This window comes from Caballeronia sordidicola (assembly GCF_000729995.1).
Taxonomy (GTDB): domain Bacteria; phylum Pseudomonadota; class Gammaproteobacteria; order Burkholderiales; family Burkholderiaceae; genus Caballeronia; species Caballeronia sordidicola_A.
This window is the reverse complement of sequence record NZ_JNFG01000012.1, coordinates 1-24,306: the sequence shown is the minus strand read 5'-3', so window position 1 is coordinate 24,306 and position 24,306 is coordinate 1. Positions and strand designations below refer to the sequence as shown.

At 59.6% G+C, this 24,306-nt stretch carries 26 protein-coding genes and 1 pseudogene; 15 read left to right on the top strand and 12 right to left on the bottom strand.

Translation table 11 applies throughout. The features are described from left to right. Nucleotides 1-30: 30 nt before the first annotated feature. Nucleotides 31-921, bottom strand: coding sequence for a LysR substrate-binding domain-containing protein (locus FH08_RS0113300; RefSeq protein WP_031358791.1), 891 nt, complete (start codon nt 919-921; stop codon nt 31-33). Nucleotides 922-1,017: 96 nt separating this feature from the next. Between FH08_RS0113300 and phnA the strand changes: the two genes are divergently transcribed. After that, complete coding sequence (gene phnA, locus FH08_RS0113295) at nt 1,018-2,244, top strand: phosphonoacetate hydrolase (RefSeq protein WP_031358790.1); 1,227 nt, start codon at nt 1,018-1,020, stop codon at nt 2,242-2,244. Between the two features lie 47 nt (nt 2,245-2,291). After that, a complete protein-coding gene (locus FH08_RS0113290) occupies nt 2,292-3,578 on the top strand; it encodes an MFS transporter (RefSeq protein WP_051888253.1) in 1,287 nt (428 codons plus the stop codon). 116 nt (nt 3,579-3,694) lie between these two features. Here FH08_RS0113290 and FH08_RS0113285 read toward each other — a convergent pair whose 3' ends face one another. The 5 genes from FH08_RS0113285 to FH08_RS0113265 all read right to left on the bottom strand — a co-directional run bounded on the left by FH08_RS0113285 (nt 3,695) and on the right by FH08_RS0113265 (nt 7,764). Then, nucleotides 3,695-4,180 (bottom strand): hypothetical protein, encoded by a 486-nt coding sequence (locus FH08_RS0113285; protein ID WP_051888251.1) that lies wholly within the window; start codon nt 4,178-4,180, stop codon nt 3,695-3,697. A 157-nt stretch (nt 4,181-4,337) separates the two neighbouring features. Then, the gene (locus FH08_RS0113280) at nt 4,338-5,126 is read right to left on the bottom strand and encodes a c-type cytochrome (protein ID WP_235210353.1); all 789 of its coding nucleotides are present in this window, start codon (nt 5,124-5,126) and stop codon (nt 4,338-4,340) included. Nucleotides 5,127-5,145: 19 nt separating this feature from the next. Then, nucleotides 5,146-5,646: a DUF2165 family protein gene (locus FH08_RS0113275; RefSeq protein ID WP_031358786.1), complete on the bottom strand. Its 501-nt coding sequence runs from the start codon at nt 5,644-5,646 to the stop codon at nt 5,146-5,148. 9 nt (nt 5,647-5,655) lie between these two features. Continuing rightward, a complete protein-coding gene (locus FH08_RS0113270) occupies nt 5,656-6,345 on the bottom strand; it encodes a response regulator transcription factor (RefSeq protein WP_031358785.1) in 690 nt (229 codons plus the stop codon). A gap of 54 nt (nt 6,346-6,399) precedes the next feature. Then, on the bottom strand, nt 6,400-7,764 hold the full coding sequence (locus FH08_RS0113265) for an ATP-binding protein (RefSeq protein WP_235210352.1): 1,365 nt from the start codon (nt 7,762-7,764) through the stop codon (nt 6,400-6,402). Between the two features lie 136 nt (nt 7,765-7,900). Between FH08_RS0113265 and FH08_RS52545 the strand changes: the two genes are divergently transcribed. Both FH08_RS52545 and FH08_RS52540 read left to right on the top strand, forming a co-directional pair. Then, nucleotides 7,901-8,074: a hypothetical protein gene (locus FH08_RS52545; RefSeq protein WP_160172468.1), complete on the top strand. Its 174-nt coding sequence runs from the start codon at nt 7,901-7,903 to the stop codon at nt 8,072-8,074. Between the two features lie 117 nt (nt 8,075-8,191). Beyond that, nucleotides 8,192-8,353, top strand: coding sequence for a hypothetical protein (locus FH08_RS52540; protein WP_160172467.1), 162 nt, complete (start codon nt 8,192-8,194; stop codon nt 8,351-8,353). Here FH08_RS52540 and FH08_RS0113245 read toward each other — a convergent pair. Continuing rightward, entirely contained in the window at nt 8,336-9,022 is a 687-nt protein-coding gene (locus FH08_RS0113245; protein WP_031358783.1) for a MarC family protein, read from the bottom strand. The two genes, FH08_RS52540 and FH08_RS0113245, sit on opposite strands and share 18 nt — an antisense overlap. A gap of 191 nt (nt 9,023-9,213) precedes the next feature. Between FH08_RS0113245 and FH08_RS0113240 the strand changes: the two genes are divergently transcribed. Then, nucleotides 9,214-10,233, top strand: a complete 1,020-nt coding sequence (locus FH08_RS0113240) for an alpha/beta fold hydrolase (RefSeq protein WP_051888250.1) — start codon at nt 9,214-9,216, stop codon at nt 10,231-10,233. A 20-nt stretch (nt 10,234-10,253) separates the two neighbouring features. Here the strand turns inward: FH08_RS0113240 and FH08_RS0113235 are convergent, their stop codons facing one another. Beyond that, on the bottom strand, nt 10,254-10,541 hold the full coding sequence (locus FH08_RS0113235) for a hypothetical protein (RefSeq protein ID WP_031358781.1): 288 nt from the start codon (nt 10,539-10,541) through the stop codon (nt 10,254-10,256). A gap of 361 nt (nt 10,542-10,902) precedes the next feature. On the opposite strand from FH08_RS0113235, the gene FH08_RS0113225 reads away from it, so the two are divergent. From FH08_RS0113225 to FH08_RS0113210, 4 genes are all read left to right on the top strand, one after another. Then, entirely contained in the window at nt 10,903-12,528 is a 1,626-nt protein-coding gene (locus FH08_RS0113225) for an MFS transporter (protein WP_031358780.1), read from the top strand. Nucleotides 12,529-12,540: 12 nt separating this feature from the next. Then, a complete protein-coding gene (locus FH08_RS0113220) occupies nt 12,541-13,617 on the top strand; it encodes an HlyD family secretion protein (RefSeq protein WP_031358779.1) in 1,077 nt (358 codons plus the stop codon). Next, the gene (locus FH08_RS0113215) at nt 13,614-15,149 is read left to right on the top strand and encodes an efflux transporter outer membrane subunit (RefSeq protein ID WP_031358778.1); all 1,536 of its coding nucleotides are present in this window, start codon (nt 13,614-13,616) and stop codon (nt 15,147-15,149) included. The genes FH08_RS0113220 and FH08_RS0113215 overlap by 4 nt, the downstream gene beginning before the upstream one ends. A gap of 395 nt (nt 15,150-15,544) precedes the next feature. Further along, nucleotides 15,545-16,222 carry a type 1 glutamine amidotransferase domain-containing protein gene (locus tag FH08_RS0113210; protein ID WP_031358777.1) on the top strand — a complete coding sequence of 226 codons (678 nt, stop codon included), beginning with the start codon at nt 15,545-15,547 and terminating at the stop codon, nt 16,220-16,222. A gap of 82 nt (nt 16,223-16,304) precedes the next feature. Here FH08_RS0113210 and FH08_RS0113205 read toward each other — a convergent pair whose 3' ends face one another. The 3 genes from FH08_RS0113205 to FH08_RS0113200 all read right to left on the bottom strand — a co-directional run bounded on the left by FH08_RS0113205 (nt 16,305) and on the right by FH08_RS0113200 (nt 18,610). Beyond that, nucleotides 16,305-16,892, bottom strand: coding sequence for a YSC84-related protein (locus tag FH08_RS0113205; protein ID WP_031358776.1), 588 nt, complete (start codon nt 16,890-16,892; stop codon nt 16,305-16,307). A 10-nt stretch (nt 16,893-16,902) separates the two neighbouring features. Next, nucleotides 16,903-17,034 carry a hypothetical protein gene (locus FH08_RS54005; protein WP_268810828.1) on the bottom strand — a complete coding sequence of 44 codons (132 nt, stop codon included), beginning with the start codon at nt 17,032-17,034 and terminating at the stop codon, nt 16,903-16,905. 250 nt (nt 17,035-17,284) lie between these two features. After that, the gene (locus FH08_RS0113200; RefSeq protein ID WP_031358775.1) at nt 17,285-18,610 is read right to left on the bottom strand and encodes an epoxide hydrolase family protein; all 1,326 of its coding nucleotides are present in this window, start codon (nt 18,608-18,610) and stop codon (nt 17,285-17,287) included. Between the two features lie 624 nt (nt 18,611-19,234). On the opposite strand from FH08_RS0113200, the pseudogene FH08_RS48395 reads away from it, so the two are divergent. From FH08_RS48395 to FH08_RS0113170, 6 genes and pseudogenes are all read left to right on the top strand, one after another. Next, a pseudogene (locus FH08_RS48395) lies at nt 19,235-19,641 on the top strand (SDR family NAD(P)-dependent oxidoreductase). Nucleotides 19,642-19,869: 228 nt separating this feature from the next. Then, nucleotides 19,870-20,283: a VOC family protein gene (locus FH08_RS0113190; RefSeq protein WP_031358774.1), complete on the top strand. Its 414-nt coding sequence runs from the start codon at nt 19,870-19,872 to the stop codon at nt 20,281-20,283. 464 nt (nt 20,284-20,747) lie between these two features. Beyond that, nucleotides 20,748-21,155, top strand: a complete 408-nt coding sequence (locus tag FH08_RS50055; protein WP_031358773.1) for a DUF3331 domain-containing protein — start codon at nt 20,748-20,750, stop codon at nt 21,153-21,155. 182 nt (nt 21,156-21,337) lie between these two features. Next, on the top strand, nt 21,338-21,997 hold the full coding sequence (locus tag FH08_RS0113180; protein ID WP_031358772.1) for a response regulator transcription factor: 660 nt from the start codon (nt 21,338-21,340) through the stop codon (nt 21,995-21,997). Nucleotides 21,998-22,183: 186 nt separating this feature from the next. Continuing rightward, nucleotides 22,184-22,561 carry a response regulator gene (locus tag FH08_RS0113175; protein WP_031358771.1) on the top strand — a complete coding sequence of 126 codons (378 nt, stop codon included), beginning with the start codon at nt 22,184-22,186 and terminating at the stop codon, nt 22,559-22,561. A 320-nt stretch (nt 22,562-22,881) separates the two neighbouring features. Next, nucleotides 22,882-23,856 (top strand): LysR family transcriptional regulator, encoded by a 975-nt coding sequence (locus FH08_RS0113170; RefSeq protein WP_031358770.1) that lies wholly within the window; start codon nt 22,882-22,884, stop codon nt 23,854-23,856. Nucleotides 23,857-24,118: 262 nt separating this feature from the next. Here the strand turns inward: FH08_RS0113170 and FH08_RS0113165 are convergent. Then, nucleotides 24,119-24,306: hypothetical protein (locus FH08_RS0113165; protein ID WP_031358769.1), on the bottom strand; the 188-nt coding region annotated here is incomplete at its 5' end.

Sequence of the window (24,306 nt, the reverse complement as noted above, 5' to 3'; positions counted from 1 at the left end):
TCCGCGCTCTCGCGCGTCAGGCACCGCGATTTACGTTTCCTTCGCGCTGACGGATTGCAGCCAATCGACGAACGCTCTCATATGGACTGGCTTGTCAGCGTCAAGCGGCACCAACGCGTAGTAGGTCGAGCCCGGCGAGAGCAAATCGGGAAATGGCTTTTCCAACCGACCGCTTACGCAATCGGTATCGAGCGTAGGAAATGGGCCTATGCCGAAACCGAGCCCATCGGCTACTGCCTGCAAGGTCACAAAAAAATGGTCGAACCGTAAGGTTCTGCTGGCTCGAAGCGTGGGCTGGTGCGCGGCTTCGACCCACGCCTCCCAGTCGCCCGGGCGGGTTTCGCTCGACAGCCAGGTCTCGGCGGCAAGCTGCTCAACGGTCGTGATGCCCGAACGGGCGAGCAGCGACGGGCTCGCAATCACGGTATTCGATTCCCGGAACAACGGCCACGCCTGAAATTGGCCGCCACTCGGTATGTCCCGCCGTATTGCAACGTCGAAGCTTCCCGTGAATGCGGGCTCCGTGGACATCGCGGTTGAAACGCGCACATCCACGTCCGGAAATGTGCCGGCAAATAAAGGCAGCTGCGGGATTAGCCAGCGCATGGCGACCGTGGCCGATGCGCTGACCCGAATGACTTTTACATGCCGGTTCTTCCCGTAGCGTTCCGCGGCGTCCGCAATGTGGTCGAACGCGGCGCTGATTTCGCGGGCGAGCGCCCGGGCATGAGAAGACGCCACCATGCTTTGCCCCTCGCGCACGAACAACGGCTGGCCCAGCCAGTCCTCGAGACTCGCGATTTGCCGGCTGACCGCGCCGTGGGTCAGGTTCAGTTCTCGCGCGGCGGCCGAATAACTTCCGGCACGAGCTGCAACTTCGAATATCCGCAACGCGTTAAGCGGCGGGAGCTTTTGTCTCATATGTGAGTTTTATACACAGGTTCGGCTAGTTTTTAGCGATTGTGTGAGAAAGCAACCCATCATACGCTGGCATCAGCTCAACGAGAGAGGTGATCCATGACTGAACTTATCAACGTTAATGCCCGGTCGTATCGACTGCCGTCGGCTCCGACGATTGTTGTCTGCGTCGACGGATGCGAACAGGAATACATCAATCAGGCCATCCAGGCAGGGAAAGCTCCGTTCCTCGCCGAGCTGCCCGCGTTCGGCTCGGTGCTGACGGGAGACTGCGTGATTCCGTCGTTCACCAACCCGAACAACCTGTCGATCGTGACCGGTGCGCCGCCGTCCGTTCACGGCATCTGCGGGAATTTCTTCTTTGATCAGGAAGCGAACGAAGAGGTCCTGATGAACGACGCGAAGTACCTTCGAGCGCCGACCATCCTCGCCGAGATGGCCCGCGCGGGTCAGCGTGTCGCGGTGGTGACCGCAAAAGACAAGCTGCGCAGCCTGCTCGGCCATCAGTTGAAAGGCATCTGCTTTTCCGCTGAAAAGGCCGATGAAGTGAACTTGGCGGAGCACGGTATTGAGGACATCGTGGCAAGGGTCGGCATGCCGGTGCCTCCCGTGTACAGCGCGGAGCTTTCGGAGTTCGTTTTTGCCGCGGGGCTCTCTTTGCTGACCCGCGAGCGCCCGGGCTTGATGTATCTGTCGACAACCGATTATGTACAGCACAAGTACGCGCCAGGCACGCCGGAAGCCAATGCGTTCTACGCAATGATGGACGGCTATTTCAAGCGTTATCACGAGGAAGGCGCAATACTGGCAATCACGGCCGATCACGGCATGAACGCCAAGACCGATGCCATAGGCCGCCCAAACATCGTATTTTTGCAAGACGTCCTGGACGCCCGATACGGGGAGAAGTTCGCTCGCGTCATCCTGCCGATTACGGACCCCTACGTGGTACACCACGGCGCGCTCGGATCCTATGCAACGATTTACCTGCATGACCGGGAACGCCAGCGCGATGTCACGGAGTTTCTCGCCGGCATAGCGGGTGTTGAGGCGGTATTGACGCGTTCGCAAGCCAGCCAGCGGTTCGAAGTGCCTGAAGATCGGATTGGCGATCTCGTGGTGCTGGGAGAACGTCTGACGGTGCTCGGCAGCGCTGCTGACCAACATGACTTGTCCGGGTTGACCGTGCCGTTGCGTTCACACGGCGGAGTATCCGAGCAAAAAGTGCCGCTCATCTTCAACCGCAAGGTAGTTGATGTTGACCCCGCTCGCCGTTTGCGTAATTTCGACGTTATCGATATCGCGCTCAATCACCTCGGTCAATAAAGTAACCGGCTAGCGCAGCGAAGACTGCGCGCCGCACGGAGACAGACATGCCCTCAGATACACCCAATACTTTGCAATACAAACCAATATCGCGGGACGCTACTTTCAGTCAATACAAATGGCGCGCGCTCATTGGCGTCACGTTCTGCTATCTCTTCTATTACACCGGGCGCCAGACCCTGGGCTTTGCGGTGTCCGGCATCCAGCACGATTACGGCTTGTCGAAATACCAGATCGGCTGGATCAGCGCAACGATGTTGTGGTGCTATGCAGGCGGCCAATTCATCAACGGCAACCTGGGCGATAAACTCGGCGGCAAGGCAATGATGATCGCCGGTGCAGTTCTCTCGCTCGCGGCGAACTGGGTTTTCAGCTTCGGCCACACGTTCTTGTTTTTCCTGCTTGCATGGGGCGCCAACGGCTACTTTCAGTCGATGGGTTTCGCGCCGGGCAGCCGCTTGCTGTCGAACTGGTGGGATCACAAACATCGCGGTTTTGTGTACGGCGTCTATATCGGATTTTCCGGATTCTCGTCCGTGCTCGCTTATGTTTTTCCCGTTCTCATTCTCGGCTCGATGCATCTCGGCTGGATCTGGATCTTTAGACTCGCTCCCCTGTCGATGCTGCTCGGCGCGCTGGTGGTCTTGCTGTTTGTATCGGAGCGTCCTGAAGACAAGCATCTTCACGCTGTTGAACCCGCAGGTGACATCGCGCCGCCTGCAGTACAGGATGATTTGACGAGCGCACAGCGATACGCAATCGTGCTGCGAAACTGGAAGCTCTATATCACCGGGCTTGCCATCGGTTTCCAGAACGCCGCACGATACGCATTGGTCGTCTGGGTGCCGGTCCATTTTCTCGGCATGGACTGGAAGACTTCATCAGCGCTGATCGATCCGAAGTGGATCACGGTTGCGCTGCCTGTAGGCATGGCGCTTGGCTCACTATCGAACAGCTGGATTTCCGACGTGCTGTTTCAGGGGAGGCGCTATGTCGCGATCGTCTGGTACATGGTGCTGGCATCGACCACGGCGATCTTCATGATGTTCGTGCCGCACGCAAGCATGCTCGCGATTGCCCTGCTGTTCCTTTGCGGATTTTTTGTCTTCGGCCCGGCGTCATCGTTCTGGGCGCTCTGTCCGGACATTTTTGGTCGTCGCGTTGCGGGTACTGCGACCGGCGTCCTCAATACCATGTCCTATATATTCGCGGGCATTGGCGAACCGGTCATCGGCCACATGATTGATTCAACGGGCAATACGTCGATCATCTTTCCGATTGTCGCGGGACTGTGCGCGGCGAGCGCGGTTATGTCGATGCTGATTAAGCGCTGATCGAGTCGAATATCGCAGGACGCTTTGGAGAAACAAACCTGACGCGCTCGCTACGCGTCGAGAACTGCATGAAGCGGTGCTCGGGCGAGTTTGCGCGTCGCAAGGGTCAACCATAATCACAAGCCGGTCCTCGGTTCATACGGCTTGCCGGGATGATTCTGAATCGCGGCAAACTGCTCCTTGAGCAGTGAACTGACTGCAGTCTTTTGGCTGTTGTTCAAGCCGTCGTAGAAGGTAATCCATGCATTGGCCGACTGCTCGCGTGCCTGCGCGTCCTCCTTTTCCACCTTCAGGTTCGCTGCATGAATAGCGCGCAGATCGAGAATTGGCGTTTGCTGCGCCGACTGGAACTGTTGCTGAAGCTGATCTTCATTCATCCGCGCCGTGACATGGCTTTGACGCATGGTGTCCATGGCAACGTCATAAGCCGTCTGTTGCGTGGTACTGAGATTCAGCTGCGGCTGCAACGTTTTCATTTCTTCGATAAATTGATTGCCCGCCGGCGCGGCGAGCGTGCCGGCCTGGGCCGATCCGATCGATCCAATTGTCACTGCGATTACGGCAGCGGCTGCGACGAGAATGCGCGTTGTCTTCACTAACATGATGCTTCTCCTGATGGTTTAGTCGTTGATCTGAACTGGCAAGAAATGCTTGCTGCCGAATCCATGCAACGAATCGTAACGACCAACAATTAGAGAAGAATGAGCGGTGGTGTTGTGGCCTCAGTCGGCGCATCGCAGGCCTTCGCCGAGCGCGCAGCTACTTGCGCCTTTGCGCCATGTAGCCCAGATAAGCGATGATCGCGTCGAGGTCGGGATCGCTAAGGTTAGCTTTGTCGAAGCCTGGCATCTTCATGCCGGACCATTCCCGGATTGATTTCGGATCGCGAATATAGGCCCTTAGTGCCCACGCCTGAAAGTACTCGGTCGGATTACGCGGAAGGTTCAGATCCGGGCCAACCGACGCGTCGCCTGCGCCATTCATCCGATGACAAACCATGCACTGCGTCGCAAAGAGCGTTTGTCCGCGGCGAATGGGCGAGTTTGCCGGCACGCTGTTATCCACGGCGAGTTGCGGCCACTTCGCCGCGCGCGACGCCACCACACGGATGGCGTTGATCTGGTACGGCCACTGTTCGCTCATCACGCCCGACGCGCCCGGATTGATCCAGACGAGATAGAACGGACCGATATCCGTTCCCTTCGACGTCCGCGGCCAAGGCTTGTCATGCGGTTCGATCGCAAGCCACGGCGTCGCGCCGTGACCACTATCGCCGCGCACGAGCGCCGCAGGCAGGTTAGTGACGAAGCCATCGGTTGCGGTGATTTGCAATTCGGCATCGGCGGGCAATGTTCGCACGCCGGGCAGCGAGCGCAATGGTACGGCTCGGTAGGTCATCGTGCGATGGAAGGCGACGTCGTCCGGGACCTGGATCGTCGCGGCGCCGGGCATGGCGAGTAACGCTTCAGTCGTAATCGTGGCCGGCTTACCCGTATCAATCAGCAGGGCCGCAGCCATGGCGGGAAAAGACGTGAAGAGCGTTAACATTGCCTGCACCAATGCGAGCCTACTCAGCGATATCGTCATTGCGAAGACTCACGAAAATCAACACGAGCGCAAAGGTCGCAAAGAAGCGGAACGCACTTTCCTCTCCGTTCCAGGTAGTCGACATCCACATGTCGAACCATTCACCGCCAATCGACATGAACGAGACTTGCCACGTGAGAAAGCCAAGCGTGAGTCCCGCAATCGCCATCCGTTTCGACTGCGTGAACGCCGGTCCGGTCGCCCGGCGCGCGCGCCAGATATTGAATGCGCCGATCCAGCAGCACACCGCGGTCGCCGTTTCGAGCGCAATGATCAGCATGTAACCCGCGTTCTGCACCACCGGCGATGAAATCGCGCGATACATGTTCGCGTTGCCGGGAAAGGTCGTGTCCATGAGGAACACATGCTGCACGAACGTGAGGTTGCTGCCGTAGTCGGTGAGGTTGCCGAAGCTCACGAGCGACGCGAGCAGCGCCATCGCCATCACGAGCAGCAGTTTCGAAACGCGGACGATTCCCATGGGCCTCGCTCAGTCGTCGGAGGATTTGCGCTCGTTCGGCGTGCCGAGCATGACCGTCCAGCCGAGTCCGCGCACATTGCGGATCACGCCCTGGCCGAATTTCTTGCGCACTGAATGGATCAGCACATCGACGGCATTGCTCTCCACTTCCTTGCCCCAGCCGTACAGCTTGTCCTCGATCTGCCCACGCGAGAAGATCGTTCCCGGATGTTCGAGCAGCGCGTGCATCAACGCGAATTCGCGCGCGGATAAGGCGCCCGCTTTGTCGCCGAACGTCAGCGTGCGCTGGTCGAGATTCAGGCACAGGGTGTCATCGCCGAGGCGGGAAACGGCGTAACCCGCCTTGCGCCGCAGCACCGCTCGAATACGGGCGAGCAGTTCGCCGACTTCGAAGGGCTTGAGCAGGTAATCGTCTGCGCCAATATCGAGGCCCTGGATGCGCGTATCGAGATCATCGACCGCGGTCAGGATCAGCACCGGTACCGGATTGCCACCCGCGCGCGCAGCGCGCAGCAGGTCGATGCCCGACATGCCCGGCAAGCCGATGTCGAGCAGCACGACGGTGTAGTCGGCGGCGCTCATGGCCTCGCGTCCAGCCAGGCCGTCGCGCACCCAGTCAACGGCGTAGTCCGCATCCTTCAGTGCACGCAACAGGCTTTGCCCGATCTGGAGATCGTCTTCGACCAGCAGGACTCTCATGCTTTTCTCCAAAAACACGATGCTGCATTGGACTGCACGCTGTTGACCTTATTCTCACACGCCAGCCAGCGGAAAACTGACCGCCGCAACAATCCCTGAGTGGCCGTCGCGGCGGTTCTGAATAACCGCCTCGCCGCCATATTTTGCCGTGATCGCTTTCACGATCGACAGGCCGAGACCGGTACCTTCCACATCCGCGTGCGTGTCCAGGTTCGCCCGAAAAAATCGGTCGAAGACACGCGGCAGCGACTCCTCCGCAATGCCCGGACCGGTGTCCGTAACCTCGATCCATAGGGCGTTCGCCTCGCGGCGCATGCGCAGGTCGATCGTGCCTCCATCCGGCGTGTATCGCACCGCATTGCTCACGAGATTCTTGACCGCAATGGCGACATCCGCGCCCGAAGCGGCGACCTTGTCGGCGAGCATGGCTTCCGCGCCAATATCGATACCCCGCGCCGCCGCAATCGGCAGCACCCCGGAGACGGCATCGACCACGATGGGCGAAACATCGGCAGGCTCGATCGCAGCGTCAAGCGGCGCGTCCGCGCGCGCGAGCCGCAGCAACTGCCCGATCAGCATGCCGCTGCGCGTAATCCCGCTGCGCAATTCCTGAAAGCGCTCCTGGTTGCCGGCAACAATATGCGGCTGCAGGTTGTCGGCCTGCAACTGGAGCGCGGTGAGCGGCGTGCGCAGTTCGTGGGCGGCTTCGGCAATGAACTTGCGCTCGGATTCGATCACCTGTGCAAGCCGCGCGATCATGCGGTTGATCGATTCGACAAACGGCAGCACTTCACCCGGCACACCTGCAACGGGCAGTGGCTGCAGATGCGCGGCATCGATGGATTGCGCTGCCTGCCCGAGCGGCGTCAGCCGCCGCAGCGTGCGATGCACGATCACGACTACAGCAAAGAGCACCAGAGGTAACAGGATCAGCGTGGGCCAGAGCGTGGTGAGCGCGGCTTCGCGCACGAGCTCGTCGCGTACCGACGAACGCTGCGCCACCTGGATCACGCTCTCGTCCTGGCGCAGCGTGTAGATGCGCCAGCGTTCGCCATTCACGTTCTCCGAAGAAAATCCCGCCGGGGCGCTTTCGGGCAGCGACAGTGACGGCTCGGTGGAGCGTAATGGGACATCGGTGCCGGGCTTGCGGATGGTGATCACAATATCGCGCGCCGGTTGCGAGCCGCGCGCGGGCGCGCTCGGGATGGCATCGGCGAGATCGCCTCGCATGCGCAAGGCGACCTGCTCAAGGCGCAGGTCGAGCAGCGCGCTCATGCCCGTGCGGCAGAGCTGATAAGTACTGAGACTCTGCGCAACGGCGACGACGCTGACCAGCACCGCCAGCGCAACGATGAGATTGTTGCGCAGCGAAGGCCTCATTAAATGGCGGCGGAACGCGTGCAAAAGCGATGGGTTCATCGGTCAATTACCGGTTCTGGCTCAAGGACCTAAGCGCGGCGTGGCACTGTCCGCGCGCTCATTTTCTGCTCATTCTTGCCTGTGAACATGCGTCGGACCCGAGCAAAGCGCTATGGGACCCCACGGGAGACGACTCATGTTCCAACTCTTCAATAACCATTCGAGCACCGGCGACAGCGATCAAACCGCCTCGCGCATGGGCCACAGCGTCCTGGACGAAAAAGACCCGCTGTCGCTGTCCGGTGAACGCCCTGCTACGTATGACGAAATGCTGCCCTGGCTGCTGCTCGGCGCCGCGGTCGGCTTCTAAGTCAGCCGCGAAACAACGTCGACCGAGCTCATTTTCTCCTCATTCAGCATCATCAGAATCCTGTTCATTGATACGGCGTGTACGGCACGTCCACAAAACAAGATTAGGAAAACCATCATGATCGCCACGCTCCAAGCCCTGCTCGACATTTCGCTCGCCATAGCCAGCGCCGCCCTCACCGTCGGGGTTTTCGCGTTCCTGATCGAGCTCGCCCTCGTGGTTCGCCGGCGCGCGACGGTCCTGTTGCAGCGTCGGCATGCTTTAGTGCGGATGCAATGAATTGAGCAGTTCCGATAGCCCGAGCCACAGGATCTGCATGCCAATGCAGAAGATCGCAAATGCGAAAAGCCGCATGGCGATCTGCGTGCCGGCCGGCCCGAGCAGCTGCTGGACGTTAGCCACGAAGCGCACGCACAAGTAAATGGTGATGCACAGCAGCGCGAGCGCCACGCCCACGCCAATGAAATGCACCGGCTCCAGGCCGCTGCGCGGCGTGCCGGTGCCCAGCGCGATGGCCACCGAGATCGACCCGGGACCGACGGTCACCGGCAGCGTCAGTGGATAAAACGCCTTCAATCTCAGGGAACCATGCCGATGAGCCACCGGCTCCCGTTGCGCTTCTTCGCTGAGCTCATCGTCGGAATCATCGTCGGAAGATTGGAGCAGGTTCCAGCCCGCCATGGCGATGATGAGCCCGCCCGCCACGCGCAGGACCGGAATCGAGATCCCGAGAAACGACAGCAGGTACGCCCCCACCGAAAGCGACGCCAGCAGGATAACGAAGCTGTTCACCGCTATGCGCCGCGCCAGGTCCGCGCGCTCGGCCAGCGTCGCGTGCGGCGTGAGACTGAGGATGATGAACGCGGCCGCCGGCGGGTTGATGATCGGGAATAACGCCGCGACAATCAGCAAAACCGTCTTGGTCATTTCGTGGATCAAGGTGTCCATCCATTTCCAGGTGGGCAGAAGCGCAAGGCCGGCTTGAGCGTGCGAGCGTGTTGCATGCAAGAGTACCGAATATCGCGGCGGGTCGACTACGCTTATTGGCAGGATTTCCGCGTTTTTTTGCACGGGACGAGGGGTCCTTCCCGGTACTTTCATCGCGCGATGCCGCCTTCACACACTATCAGGAGTGTTACATGAGGCATTTGCAGGCTGTCGCGGTTCAGATTGCATGCGCGTTGATGCTGGTCTCAGCATCCGCCCTTGCCCGCGATGTCCGGTTCCCCGCGGAAAACGCCTGCCCCGACGTGGCGCACCGGCCGGACCGCGATCCAGCCCTGCGCCAGCAGATCGCGCACACGCCGAGAGGCGATATCGCGTATTACCGCTTCGGGCATGGAAGCCCGGTCGTGCTGCAGACGGGCTATCGCGCGACAGTCGCTGAATGGGATGCAGCATTTCTTGCCGCGCTTGGCAAAAAACACGACGTGATCGTCTTCGATAACCGCGGCGTCGGCCGCTCGCAACCCGGCGCGGTGTCATTCACCGCAGAGGACATGGCAGGAGACGCTGCCGCGCTGATCGACGCGCTGCATCTGCATGACGTGACGGTCGTTGGCTGGTCGATGGGCGGCGCAATCGTGCAGCAACTCGCGATCGACAGGCCCGCCGCCCTGCGCCGGATCGTGTTGATGAACGCGCCGGCGCCAGGACGGCTCGGCGTGCCGGTGCCGCCCGGGATTGCTGCAAGGCTTTCCGGTGCGCCTGGCACCACCTTCGCGAGCGTCATGGCGGTGTTGTTTCCACCCCTGGCGCTCGACGCAGCGCAGCAATGCTTCCGCGCGAACATGTTCAGTCCCGCCGATTACGGTTCGCCCGATATCACTGCCACGGTGACGCAGGGCCAGTCCGCTCTGCTGCGTGACTGGGCCGCGGACGACGCAACAGAAGTCGCACTCAAGGCCGTGCAGGCCGACACGCTGATCGTGGGCGGCGCTGAGGACGTGGTCCTGCCCAGGCAGAACTCGGACGCGCTTGGGACGTTGATCGCAGGGGCGCGGCTAGAGGTGGTGGCATCGGCGGGACACGCAATGATGTATCAGTATCCCGAGGCGCTCGCCGCTTTGATAGACGGCTTCATCGAGCAAACGGACCGCCGTCATAGCTTGATGCCCGTCACCGGCGCCGCGCCGATGAAAATACACACAACGCCCTGAGGCGTCGACGCGCCCGGACATCAACGCGACCAGTAAGCGTATCCGCAATTTACGCAGCCGTAGGGCCGCGCGTAGCCATAGCCGTATCCATAAGGACGGCCGTAGTAACCGGCTACGACAGGAGGCGGCGCGTAGTACACGGGCGGCGGCGCAACATACACAGGGGCGGCCGCGATCACCGGCACGACCGGCATGACCGGATACACGGGCGCCGAAAAACCGATGCCTATGGACACATGCGCCTGTGCGCAGCTCACGAAGCCGCAACCGAGCGCGGCGGCGACGACCAAGTAACGGATGGCTTTCATTTTTGCTCTCCTGTCATGCGATGCAAGCGGTTCGCTGTATCGGATGAATGCAGTGTGAGCCGCGAGAATGAGCAGAGAATGAGGACGCCGCTCACAAGCCGATACGGCGCGTTTTTAGGTCAGGCGCGATGACTCATTGCCCGTGAATCCCGCAAGCATGCCGAAAGAAACCGGGTTGTTCAGGCCGCTGCGCAGCGATGAAATACGTTCTGTTGAGCAAATGGAAAAGAATCATTTCCAGGTGGTTCCGTCGTCCCTGGTAGCTACGGTGGCATTGTCCTGAATTGTGAATGGCATGAATTGATACGCGAGCTTTATTGGCTGCAAGAACGCGAACCCGTCTCCTAGAATTAGATCAATCATGACCGCCGCCAACCTACCCACGACCGGAACACCAGAACCGCAGGCGGCCGGATCGGCGACGCAGGTTCCTGCGCGCGAGGCAGAGACTCCTGTACAACAAACGGCCCAGGAACCCGAGCTCCCGCTTCGCATTGCTGTCGGCCTGGTCGGCATGCTGCTGGCGTCGCTACTGGCCATATTGAATGAACAGGTCACCGCAGCGGCGCTGGCGGACATTCGCGGCGCGCTCTCCATTGGCGGTGACGACGGCACCTGGGTCACCACTATCTACGAGGCCACGAACGCAGCGACGATGGCATTCGCCCCGTGGTTCGGGATAACGTTCACGCTGAAGCGGTTTACGATCGGTGCCGTGCTCGCCCTGATGTTGCTTGGAGTCCTCTGTCCCTTGGCGCCGAACCTGCAGACGTTCTACGTGTTGCGTGGGCTACAGGGTGTTGCCAACGGATGTTTGCCGCCGATGTTGATCATCGTGGCGCTAAGATATCTTCCCCCAAACATCAAGTTATACGGACTCGCCGGATATGCACTCACTGCGACGTTCGGGCCGTCGCTGGGTACGCCCCTTGCAGCCTTATGGACAGAATATGTCAGTTGGCGAATGACATTCTGGCAAATCGTGCCGCTTGGTTTATTGAGCTGTGTGGCGATCTACAAGGGGCTTCCCGCAGATCCCCTTAAACTCGAACGCTTTCAATCGTTCAACTGGCTCGGACTCCTGCTGGGATACCCCGCCATCGCCATGCTCGTCATTGGCCTTCTGCAGGGGGACCGCCTCGACTGGCTGAATTCCACGTTTATCTCCGCAATGTTTTGTGGCGGTACGCTATTGTTTGTAGCATTCCTGATCAATGAGTGGTTTCATCCGCTGCCATTCTTCAAGCTGCAACTGTTCGCTCGCAGAAACTTCACGCACGGGCTTATGACACTGGGAGGCGCGGCTTTCCTGCTGGTTAGCGTTGCCGCCATACCCGGCCAATATCTCGCGCATATTCACGGTTACCGGCCGCTGCAAACCACGCCACTGTCTTTGCTGGTAGCAATTCCTCTGTTGCTTTCGCTGCCTGCGGCCGCCGCTCTCCTGAATCTTCGGAAAGTCGACCACCGCTGGGTCATGGCCATTGGACTTGGCCTGATGGCGGTCACGTTCTTCATGGGGAGTTTCGTGACCTCCGAGTGGATTCGCGACAACTTTTACTGGCTTCAATCAATACAGATTGTCGCGCAACCCATGCTGATCATGGCGATCCTGATGGGCATCACGACGGGCTTGGCCCCGACCGAGGGTCCATTTGCTTCGGCCATGGTCAACTCGCTCAAGACATTTGCGGCGGCTGTGGCAAACGGTCTTATCGAAGGGGTGGGGACGGCGCGCGAGCACTATCATTCGAGCATGCTGGTGGACCGGTTGGGCAACAAGGCGTTAATTGCCGGCCAAAGCATCGATGCAACTCATGGCCTGGGCGCACTCGCGCACCGGATTCATGAGCAGGCCGAAGTGTTGACGTCAGCGGATCTCTACCGCGTGATGGCCGGCATCGCCGTCGCCTTTCTGCTCATTATTCCAGTGCTACCCGTGCGTATTTATCCGCCCTGGTGCACTACGCCGCCCCCTCCCCGCTAAGCGACAATATATATGTCACCTGTCACTCGACCCTCTCCGAAGACAATTCGTCTTGTCGCGTATGTGGTCATCCTTGTGATCGCGATATGGGCTTGTATAAGGCTACTGTCCCACGCGACTAGCGAGACCACCAACGATGCCTATGTAGTGGCGGATTTCACGCTGGTGGCACCCCGTATCGCCGGTCAGATTTCAGAGGTGCTCGTGGAAGACAACCAGCAGGTGAAAGCCGGGCAGTTGCTGGTGCGCATTGATGACCGTGACTTCAAGGCCGCATTGATGAGCGCGGAAGCGGACGTGACTGCGGAAAAGGCGTCGGTTGCAAACTACGAGGCCGAGATCGCGCGCCAGCCTTCGCTCGTAGACCAGGCGCGCGCGACGCTTAAGTCCGACGAGGCGTCGATCGCGTTTGCGCGGCAAAACGCATCGCGGTATCAGAATCTCTCGGAATCCGGCGCAGGAACGGCTCAGGAGCAGCAGCAAGCGTCCAGCACGCTTGCCGAGCAGCTCGCGCAGCAGGCCCACGATCGGGCCGCGCTGAGCACGACCGAACAGAACCTGGCGGTGTTGAATACCGAGCGCAACAAGGCGGCAGGCGCGCTTGGACGGGCCGAGGCGGTGCTCGAACAGGCCAGGCTCAACCTGTCCTACACGCAGATTCCCGCGCCGGTCGACGGCAAGGTTGGACGTCGCTCGGTGCGGGTCGGCGCATTCGTTACAACGGGCACGCCGCTGCTCGCGATCGTTCCGCTTTCGGAAGCTTATGTAATCGCCAACTTCCAGGAAAATCAGCTCACCAACATGCGCCCCGGCCAGACCGTGCGGATCACGGTCGACACGTTCCCGGGCGTCGTAATCAAAGGACACGTCGATAGTCTCGCCCCGGCTACAGGCTTGAGCTTCTCGCCGATCGAGCCCGACAACGCAACGGGCAACTTCACCAAGGTCGTCCAGCGCGTGCCTGTCAAGATCACGATCGACCGGGGACAAGAGGCTGCGTCCAAATTGAGCGTGGGGTTGTCGGTCGAAACAGAGGTCGCCGTTGGCAAGAGTGCCGATACGCGGGTCGCAGGAGCAGACGCGAAATGAATGCGAGCGAATTCTCCATCCGCACGCCGGCGCTCGCGGTGTCGCTGTGCTTCGCGCTTACCGGCTGCCTGGTCGGCCCGGACTTCGAACGTCCGCAGACAAGTACGCCTGACGTGTTTAACCGCACTCAGGCTGCGCTAGCCACCAGCCAAGCTGTGGAATCCGAATTAAGTCCCGAATGGTGGACGCTGTTCAATGACCCGACGCTGGACTCGCTGGAACAACAACTGACCGATGCGAACCTTGACGTCGCGGCGGCGTCGGCACGTCTGCGGCAAAGCCGAGCGGAGCAACGGATTGCCGGCGCCGCGGAATATCCGACGCTGAACGGCGACGCATCCTACAACCGCGAGCGCGGAAGTCCGAACGGTATTCTCTCGTTGCTTGGCGTCCCCCCGCTCCAAAGTCAGCAGTCGGCGGCGGGCAACACGGGGCTTGGCGTGGCGCCGCTGCCGGGCTCCAAGGGTTCGCCGCCTTACAACCTTTATCAGTTCGGTTTCGATGCATCCTGGGAAATCGACATCTGGGGCGGCGCCCGTCGCGGTGTCGAGGCCGCGACTGCTTTATCCGATGCCTCATACGAGGACCGTAACGCGGTCCTGTTGTCGGCCCGCGCTGAACTCGCGCGAGACTACGTTCAGTTGCGTGACACGCAAGCTTTGCTTCAGATCGCGAAACAGAACCTGGAGATCGCCCGCAACGCAACGACGCTCACGGAAAAGCGGGTACATGAAGGCGTGGTGACGAATCTGGACGTGGATAACGCTTCGGCGCTGGCCGAGTCAATCGAAAGCCTGATCCCGACACTCGAATCGCGTTCCGAGACAACGATCAATGCGATCGGCCTGCTACTGGCGAAGGAACCTCACGCATTGGAACAGATGCTCGCCGAGCCTCGTGATGTTCCGGCACTGCCTGAACAGGTGCCCATCGGGCTTCCATCGGAACTCGTGCAACGCCGCCCCGACATCCGCAAAGCCGAGGCGCAACTGCACGCGGCCACGGCGTCGATTGGCATGGCGAAGGCCGACTTCTACCCACGCATATCGCTGAACGGCAGCGCCGGATTCCAGAGCCTGCAACTGTCGAATCTCGCTACGTGGGCATCGGGCCAGTATGTCCTGGGACCGTCAATCTCGCTTCCCATCTTCGAAGGCGGACGCCTCACGGGAACGCTTCACTTGCGCGAGGCACAACAGCAGGAGGCTGCGATTCTCTACAAACGCACCGTACTCGATGCGTGGCGAGAGGTGGACGATGCGCTTGTTGTCTACGACGCTGAACAGCGGCGCCGCGATCGCCTGAAAAAGGTCGTGAGCCTGAATCAGAACGCGCTGTCGATTGCGGAGAAACGGTACAAGGCAGGCGCGGTCGACTTTCTGAACGTACTTAATGTGCAGAAACAGTTGCTCGACGCACAGAGCAATCTTGAGCAAAGCAAGGCCGACGCAGCCGCGAACCTGATCACCCTATGCAAGGTGCTCGGCGGCGGGTGGGAGTCGACCTACGCCAAACAGGACGGTCTGCATTGACGCGGGATTAAGTTGGGAGGTTCGCATATTGATTCCAGCAGGAACACGGCAACGTAGTCGTCATGCGAGAGCCGTGCCTGCAACGGCTTCCCCTGAGGCGTTCAAGACTAGTGGCCGAGTCCATTCATACCATCGCATGGTCCGGCCATACCATCGACAGATAGCGCACGACCCGGGCGTGGGCGTCAAATACAAGCTGTGTGTCCGCGATAGCAGGCCCTTATGGCAGCGTCCTCGTCATCGCGACCGGTGCTCCCGTGCACCAACCCGCGCGGGCTAATCTTCCCTGCAAGGTGAGGATAGTGAATATCTGATCTGAGCAACGACTTCCACTTCGGGAATTCCCTTGGGCGATGCCGCGTTCAGGCATGCGCCTCAATGAACGGAGACTGGCAATGAAAATCCTGTTGGTTTTGACTTCGCACAACGTGCTTGGAGATACCGGCAAGCCGACCGGCTTCTGGCTTGAAGAGTTCACGGCCCCGTACTACGTGTTCACGGACGCCGGCGCAGAGGTTACAGTGGCCTCGCCCAAGGGCGGCCAGCCACCGATCGATCCCAAGAGCGACGATCCGGATAATCAGACCGACACCATGGAACGCTTCAAGAAGGACGCCGCGACCCAGAAGGCCTTGGCCAATAGCGTCAAGCTTGCCGACGTCAAGGCGGACGACTACAACACGATCTTCTATGCCGGTGGCCATGGACCGATGTGGGACCTGACCAATGACAAGAAATCGATTTCCTTGATCGAGGATTTCTACAATGCCGGCAAGCCGGTCGCCGCGGTCTGTCATGGGCCTTGTGTGCTGCTCAAGGCTACCTACGAGGGACAGCCTCTCGTCAAGGGAAAGCGCGTCACCAGCTTTACCAATGATGAGGAAGAAGCCGTGGGCCTGACCAAGGTCATGCCGTTCCTTGTGGAGGATGAACTCAAGCGTCTGGGCGGCCACTTTGAAAAGGTGGAAAACTGGGCCGTGCTCACCATTACCGACGGGCGGTTGATCACCGGCCAGAACCCGGCCTCATCGGGCCCGACTGCCAAGGCGCTGCTCGAGGTCCTGCAGGCCTAGGCCTAATCCGGCGCGGGCCATCAAGCCCGCGCGCATGTCCCGACCACTGGAGCCTCTATAAACGCGACGACCAACCCGGTCATCAAATATTCAGGCGCGACACCTTGGTACCTGAGAGCGAGACGTCACCCATGAGACCCGCATTGGTCAGGACTATCACTTCGACCGGCGCGGTTGCCGTGGTCGTGTCGATCGCCCCATTCGCACCGACCTTCACAAGCGCGACCGAGCCTTCCCCTCCGGCGGACCACCCCTTCGAGTTACGGAAGCTGCCTAGTGCATCGCGTGTCATGAACAGGAAGATGATCGCCTTCGACTGGGCACCTGCCTGAAAGCCAAAGGATCCGGACACCGTACTGTAGTACCCAACCGACTTCCCGCCGACCCGCAACGCACCTTCGCCATATTGACCACCTACGACGAAGCCGGCCTGAAGCACGGAGGGAAACACCAGCACGCCGTTCGCCTTCGCGACAAGCTCCCGCGAACCCTTGACGATCGAATAGAGTCGCGAGATTGTGCCCTGCACCTTTGCGTCAATCGATCGCCGCTTCGCCGCGTTCGTCTCGCTCGTGGCCGCCTGACTGTCCGTGGTCGTCAGCACGGACAACGAAAGACCGGTAGCAGCGCAAGCGCCGGCGGCTGCACGTATGAAATTTCTCCGTTGCATCGTGATCCCCTCAGGTGTTGTGACGGTTGACCCAACTGATTTCCCAGTTCTCGAGCCCCCGGGGCGCATCTGCCTCGTTGATACGCAGCAAGCGCCCCGCGTTGGCGATGAAGGCACACCTACGGACGTTGTGAAGACTCACGGAACACTCCGTTCACGGCCCACTCCGCCCTATCCTGGATGGTACATGCAATGCGATGACCTCGGCGGTTCAACTAATGAATTGCTGATAAAACCATTCATTGCGAAGGACCTCCTGAGTGCGATTGCGCGACCCACGCATAGTGCAAGGCCGCCATGACGTCGATCGAGCGCTAACTCGCGGCGCAATCAGCCGCGACCCCGCGGGCGACCACGAACTGCGTCGCCCGCCTCCTTGCGTGGCATTGCGTTCAGCGCAGTGTGCGGAAGCTCACGCGAAGCTCTTCAGAGAAGGCTTGCGGCTGCTCCCAGGCCGCAAAGTGTCCGCCTTTAGGAAGGCGGTTATAGTGAATCAGCTTGGGATACGCCTTCTCTGTCCAGCTCTGCGGGGCGGCGTAGATTTCATCTGGAAAGACGCTGACCGCAACGGGAATCTCAACGTGCTTGGGCGCAAAGAAATTAAGCTTGTTTTCCCAATACAAACGCGCCGAAGAAACGCCCGTGTTCGTGAGCCAATACAGTGTCACGTTATCCAGAACGTCGTCTCGCGAAAGCCCCTCAGTCTGACCGTTGAACACGCGTGCGATAAGTGCCTGGCTGGCGGCATCGTGGTCGAGCATCCACGCGGCGAGCCCGACCGGTGAGTCTTCAATTCCATACAGCGTCTGCGGGCGGCCCGTCATCTCCTGGGCGTAGCCGAGGCCATGCTTGTAGAAATAGTCGAGCTGATCGAAGGCGTGCTTCTCGTCGGGTGCGAGGCCTGCCGGCGCCGGCTCGCCCTGCTTGAGTGCCTCTGCAATATTGTCCGGCACGGTAGCCGGCATGTTGGTGTGAATGCCGAGCAGTTCAGGCGGTGCCAGCAGGGCCAACTGCTCCGTCACGGCATTCCCCCAATCGCCGCCTTGTGCGACATATCGCGTGTATCCGAGACGCTTCATCAGGACCACCCAGGCGCGTGCGATCCGCTGAGGATCCCAGCCGGTCATTGTCGGCTTGCCTGAGAACCCGTAGCCCGGGAGTGACGGAATCACGATGTCGAAAGCGTCCGATGCCGCATTGCCATGGGCCGTCGGATTGGTCAACGGACCGATGATCTTCAACTGCTCGATGATCGAGCCGGGCCACCCGTGCGTGACGATCACCGGCAACGCATTGGCGTCTTTCGAGCGAACATGGATGAAATGAATATCGAGGCCATCGATCTCAGTGACGAATTGCGGCAGAGCGTTCAGCCTCGCCTCCACTTTGCGCCAGTCATAGCTGCTCGCCCAATACGCTGCGAGCTTCTGCATGGTCGCGAGCTGCACGCCTTGCGACGCATCAGTCACCGTTTCCCGCTCGGGCCACCGGGTCGCCTTGACACGCCTTTTCAAGTCGATAAGTTGAGATTCCGGCGCATGCACGTGAAGCGGACGAATGGCGGTCTTGTCACCGCCGCTCGAATGTGCGACTTCAGCGATGGATTGATTCGTGTCCGCGAAAGCGAGCCGGCTCAGCGAGCCCGCAACAACGGCTGCCGCCGCCACGCCGATAAAGCGCCGACGCGATGGGGTTTGGGGAAGGATATCGTCAGGCATACAAGCTCCTGTTGGCAATTAGTATGATTAAGTGAACCGATTAGGCGGAGCGATGAGTGCGGCAGCTACGCAATACCCTGGGCAAACACTTTCACTATTGTCCAATTGAGCCGTCTTTAGAGGCCGCCTGTTGGCAAGCCTCACATCGTTATAGCCTCGACCGACCGCAAACCGCAGTTCGCAGTGCTTGTATTGATTCTGCGGAAGCTTGCCTTCCGGGTAAACGGCCAAGTTAGAACAACACTTGTGTCGGTCACGAACAAATCCGTCGCGAGACGCCACGCTACGACGAAAGTCGGCTATTGACTCACCCCGTATTACTTCGCATCGCTCAATATGGTGCCCTGATTCTTGATTGACCGATGCAGTGATCCTCATTGGTATCTGCTGAGCGGGTGCCTACACTGAGTCGTGTAGACCGGACGTCACTCACGTTATTTCTTCCGCGCATGTCCTTAGCCTCAGGAAGGCGGCAATCTCGACCGGTACACCGGTGAAGTCACTCAACCGGGCAAGTAATTCACGCAACGCATTCAGCCTCATTTTCCCCGCCCGCGGGCGAGGCTTCCTTTTCGCGGATAGCGCTCGACAACAGAACCCCCTCAATTGATTTGGAGGACTACCATGAGCACCTCACACAAGGTCATTGTCGTTCCGGCGCGTCGCAAGGCATCGGCGCGGAAGTCGTCAAGGCTTTCCGCAAGCTCAACTATCGCGTCGTCGCCACTGCGCGCAGCATCAAGCCGTCGGAAGACCCCAACATCGTCACCGTGGCCGGCGACATTGCCGACCCCGACACCGCTCGCCGCGTGATCAGCGAAGCCGTGAAGCACTTCGGCCGCGTCGATACGCTCGTCAACAACGCCGGCATCTTCGTCGCGAAGCCCTTTACCAGCTACACCGCGGAAGACTATGCAACGGTCATGGGCCTGAACATGAACATCGTCAACGCGATCGTGTATCTGGAATCCGCCCCGTTCGTCACCGGCGAAATCCTGCACGTCGACGGCGGCCAGAGCGCCGGGCACTAAGCGCGGCCAAGCAATACCAGGCACCGGCCCACATACCGGGACGCCGGCGCTGGACGACGGCCGGTTCGTCATCTACGATCAAGGAGCGCGCGAAGCCATGCGTCGAAACCGGGGCTGCGGCGGTCTACCGGCTGACGAATATCGCAGGGAGCAAGGCTTGAAATAGAGGCGTTCGCCGGACTGTCGTCCCACGGCGCCATCGTTTAGTTATAAACGGAGAAAATGACAATGGATGGCAAACCTCTGACGAGCGGAATCGACCATATTGGGCTGGCGGTTCACAACCTGGACGACACGCGGGACTTCTTCATTCAGTGCCTTGGCTGGAACCTGGTGGGAGAGCGTCCCGCGTACCCCGCGGCCTTTGTGTCCGATGGCCACGTCGTGCTGACGCTCTGGCAGGTGACGAATCAGGACAAGCTGGTTGCGTTCGACCGCAAGACCAATGTCGGCCTGCACCACCTCGCGTTACGCGTAGGCAGTGAAGAGGCGCTTAACGATGTCTTTGCGCGCGTCTCAGGATGGCCCGGCGTGGTGGCCGAGTTCGCGCCGGAAAATCTGGGGGAAGGACCCAAGCGGCACACGATGGTGTACGAGCCCGGTGGCATCAGACTCGAGTTCGATTTCGATCCGCGGATTTAAGCGGTGTCCCCGCGAGCGGCAAGCCGCGCCGCTCACGAGCTATTGAATCCGGTGACACCCCTGTCGGCAGACCAATCATCGAAGGGATGTCACGCAACCGCTCTTCGGTTGAGAATCTCATACCAACGTACGGCAGATGCATCACGTCCGGATACGTCCGCAGTTGCGTGGCCGCAAGGGCCGCACTGCGTCATTGACGCCATCTCGTTCGTCATATGCACATTGAGTCTTCAGAACATGCCTATCCCAAGGTATGACGCGGGCGGACGATGAGATGAATCGCGCATCCGCTCGGACGACTAGAAAAGAAGCGCGGGATTGATTACCTTACCGCAACACGGCAACCGTCAGCCTCGAAACGAAGGAGCGACGGGGCAGCCGCTCTGCGCACCAAACGTGTTCGCGCGAGCCTTGGAACTTTGGCCGCGAAAATGAGACGCCACTTTTCATCAGGAGTCTGAACAATGCTTGCCGGTCAAACCAATCCATGGATCCAGACGATACGACTCCTGTCTCGCGGATCACCACTTCCGAACATCTGCCACAAGCCGTCGCTCAGGGCGAGACGCGGCCCGGCTGTTGGCCACGACGACCCTTGCACAACCGGAGCTTCGCTGCATCGTGTGGTCAGTCTCGTTGAGCGGACAAGCTCCTCGACTATCACGATTGCCTGGCGAGATTCGACGAGCTGTTCCTATGCCGCCCAGATATGGATGGGCGCAAACGCAAAGGTTTCCGGCGTCTGCGCAATGAGCGGGGCGCAGATAAACCGGGGTGACCGGATCTATCATCCGCGCCACTCGAATCCTCCACCGGTGAACGCCGGTGCCATGATTCTTGCTTCAGCGATACTCGCGGCGAAGCCGCTTTGAATGCTTCGTTCACCGCTCTATTCATAGGAGGAAACAGCGTCTTTCTTTATCGCCCGGTCATGAAGGCGCAATGACAAATAGGAATGACGTTGCGCAATAGGTAGCGATAAGCGCGTGCATTGCTTACCATACGGAAGGTATCGGCGTCGGCTTGCCGCAACAAACTTTCCGAAGATGGGGCGATGACACACGACAACGTTGAGGCGGGAAGTGAATCATTGCCGGACTCGATCGTTTATGTGGTCGACGACGACGAGTCTATTCGAGGCTCCCTGACCTCTCTGCTCATGTCAGTCGGAATTCAAGTGCGGGCATTCGAATCGGCCGACGATTTTCTAGCCACGGACATGCCGGACGTGCCGAGTTGTCTCATTCTTGACGTTCGGCTGCGGGGCAGGAGCGGCCTGACCCTGCAGCAGGACCCATTCAAGGAAAGTGTCCGATTCCCTGTCATATTCCTGACGGGACACGGTGACATCGAGATGTCCGTCAAGGCCATGAAGGCGGGTGCTTTCGATTTCATGACAAAGCCGTTCAAGGATCAGGATCTTATCGATACAATCGCCGCCGCCCTGAAAAGGGATAGCGAATTGAAGCATCAGGAAAAGATTGTCGCCGGCATCCGTCAAACCTACGATTTGCTGACAGCACGCGAGCGGGAAGTCATCAGGCTGGTCGCCGATGGGCTGTTGAACAAGCAGATAGCCGACCGCCTGTGTCTTAGCGAGGTGACGGTCAAGATCCATCGCGCGCAAGCCATGCACAAGCTAAATGCGCGCTCGGTGCCCGATGTCGTCAGGAAGTTGCAGCAGGTGCAGCCCTTGCACCAGGGCGCCAGGTAGACGCACCTGCAGTCGCTGCGCCGTCGCCACCCGCTCGCCACCGGGATTGATTTCGGATAACGCTCCTAATACGAACTGTCACTAAAATCATTCGAAGGTCTTATTGTCGCCTCGTCCGCAGGCCGGTAATTTGCGTGGAAGATTCGATTTTCCTGAATCCTTCTTTGGCTGGCCTGCGGGCTCGAGATGAGATCAAAGCGCTCTTCTGCAGTTATCGGGGTGGTGGACGACGACGAATCCGTCCGCATGGCGGCATCCAGTTTGCTTCGTTCCGCAGACTGGAAGGTCATTGTCTATGCGTCCGCCGACCTTCTTCTAAGGGATGCGCACCGGTCGAAACTGAAGCTTGTTGTCGCCGATATCCACATGCCGGGCATGGACGGCTTTGCGCTGCTTGAGTCGATCAAGCTTTGGAAGCGGCCCGTTCCTGTCATTTTTATCACTGCTTACGCGACGCAGGAGCTTCTTGAGCGAGCCGCCGTTGGCGGCGCCGCCGGTTTTTTCCCAAAGCCCGTGGACGACGCGCGGCTGCTCGTGCTGATTGACGAAATACTGCGCAAGTAAGCTAACCGAAGGTCCGTCGAGCCACCGCCTGGCGCGCCGCCTGGTTTAAAGCATCCGAACGTATTAGACAAACATGCGACGGCACAACGCATCACATCACATCGGACGATAGAACCGCGCGGCGTTCGCGCTTACGCTTCAATCCTCGGCCGAACATTGCACGACTCTCAGCTAATTCCGGCACCGCCTCAGACAGCGTGCAAGCCGCAAGCGAACCTTCGACTTCGGTTACGCGCACAGACGGGCGCTTGAGATTTCGTCATCTTTGCAGTTCTGAGCGGCCGAATACTCCCTTCGTGAATTTGCCTGTGAGGTGCGAGATGGATCAGCTTTACATGTTGCGTGCATTCGTTGCGGCCGCGCGGTATCAAAGTTTCAGCAAGGCCGCCGAATCCTTGAATGTGACCACCGGGTCAATATCGAAAGCGATCGCCAAGCTCGAAGTATGCATCCAGACAAGAGTCTTGCTCAGGACAACAAGGTCCGTCTCTTTGACAGAAGCGGCACAACCGTACTATCTGATTTGCTGCCGATTGCTTGAAGAGCTCGATGAAGCAAACCGTCGCATCTCGCGGGAGCATGAGGTCAACGGCGGAAGACTGCGGCTTGTTGTGCACCCGATGCTGGTATGCGAAACATTCTCCCGTTTGGTGCGCGGCTATCACGCCATTGCGCCCGATGTGAGTCTCGTTGTTTCCGTTCAGGATGGCGCCGCGAATCTGTATGACGGCCGCTTCGATATAGCGATTCTTCCGCCTCATCTGGTGGAGCAATCCGCGGTGATTCGCCGGACGCTGTCCAGGTCGCCGCGCATTCTTGTCGCTTCACCCACTTATCTGTTGCAATACGGTACGCCGGAAACCGCTTCGCAGCTCGCCAGTCACTTTCTGCTGGTCGACCCGGAGTCGAGGAAGAAGAACGCGGATTTCATCGATCTGCGTGAGGATGGCCGAAGAGTGAGCGTGTCTCCCATGTCGTCAATGGACGGCAACGAAGTACTGCTGCGGGCAGCGGCGCTGACCGGGACCGGCATTGCCACGTTGCCTGAAACCATGGTTCGCGAAGATATCGACATGGGGAATCTCGTGCACGTCCTGCCGGAATGCACGACATCGGACAGCAGCGTTGAAATATGTCTGTTCTATTCGCACCGGGAATTGCTTCCGGCAAGGCTCAGGATGTTCGTCGATTTCTGCGCCGAGTTTTTCAGGGCGCCGGGCCGGCCTGGTGTTCATGATGTGGTCAAGGTTTCGCAGCCTAAGAACCGCGACGAAGACCTCGCACTGATGTCATGATGGGTTGGATCGTTCGCACTGGGGGTTGGAGGGGGGGTGTTGGTGGTACGGGCTTAGGGGCCGGGTTCCAGGGTTAGCGGTCGGGGATGGTGTCGGGGAGCCAGGTTCCAGGGTTAGCGGTCGGGGTCTATGCCGGGTTGCTGGGTTCCTGCGTTAGCGGTCGGGGTCATTGCCGGGTTGCTGCTTTCAATGTTAGTGGTCTGCTTGAGTTGGCTTTTCTCTTTATCACTATTAGCCACTGTGCGTGGCGGCACGGGCGGATTCAACTGGTGGTCGCAACACCTATAACTTCTGCAAGTTTATCGGCGGGCGTCATAAAGTCGAGGGTTTTACGTGGTCTTCCATTCAGAAGTGCGGCGACCTTGTTCAACTCGGCTTGTGAATAACCATCCAGGCGTGTGCCTTTAGGGAAGTACTGACGTAGCAGGCCGTTCGTATTCTCGTTGCTAC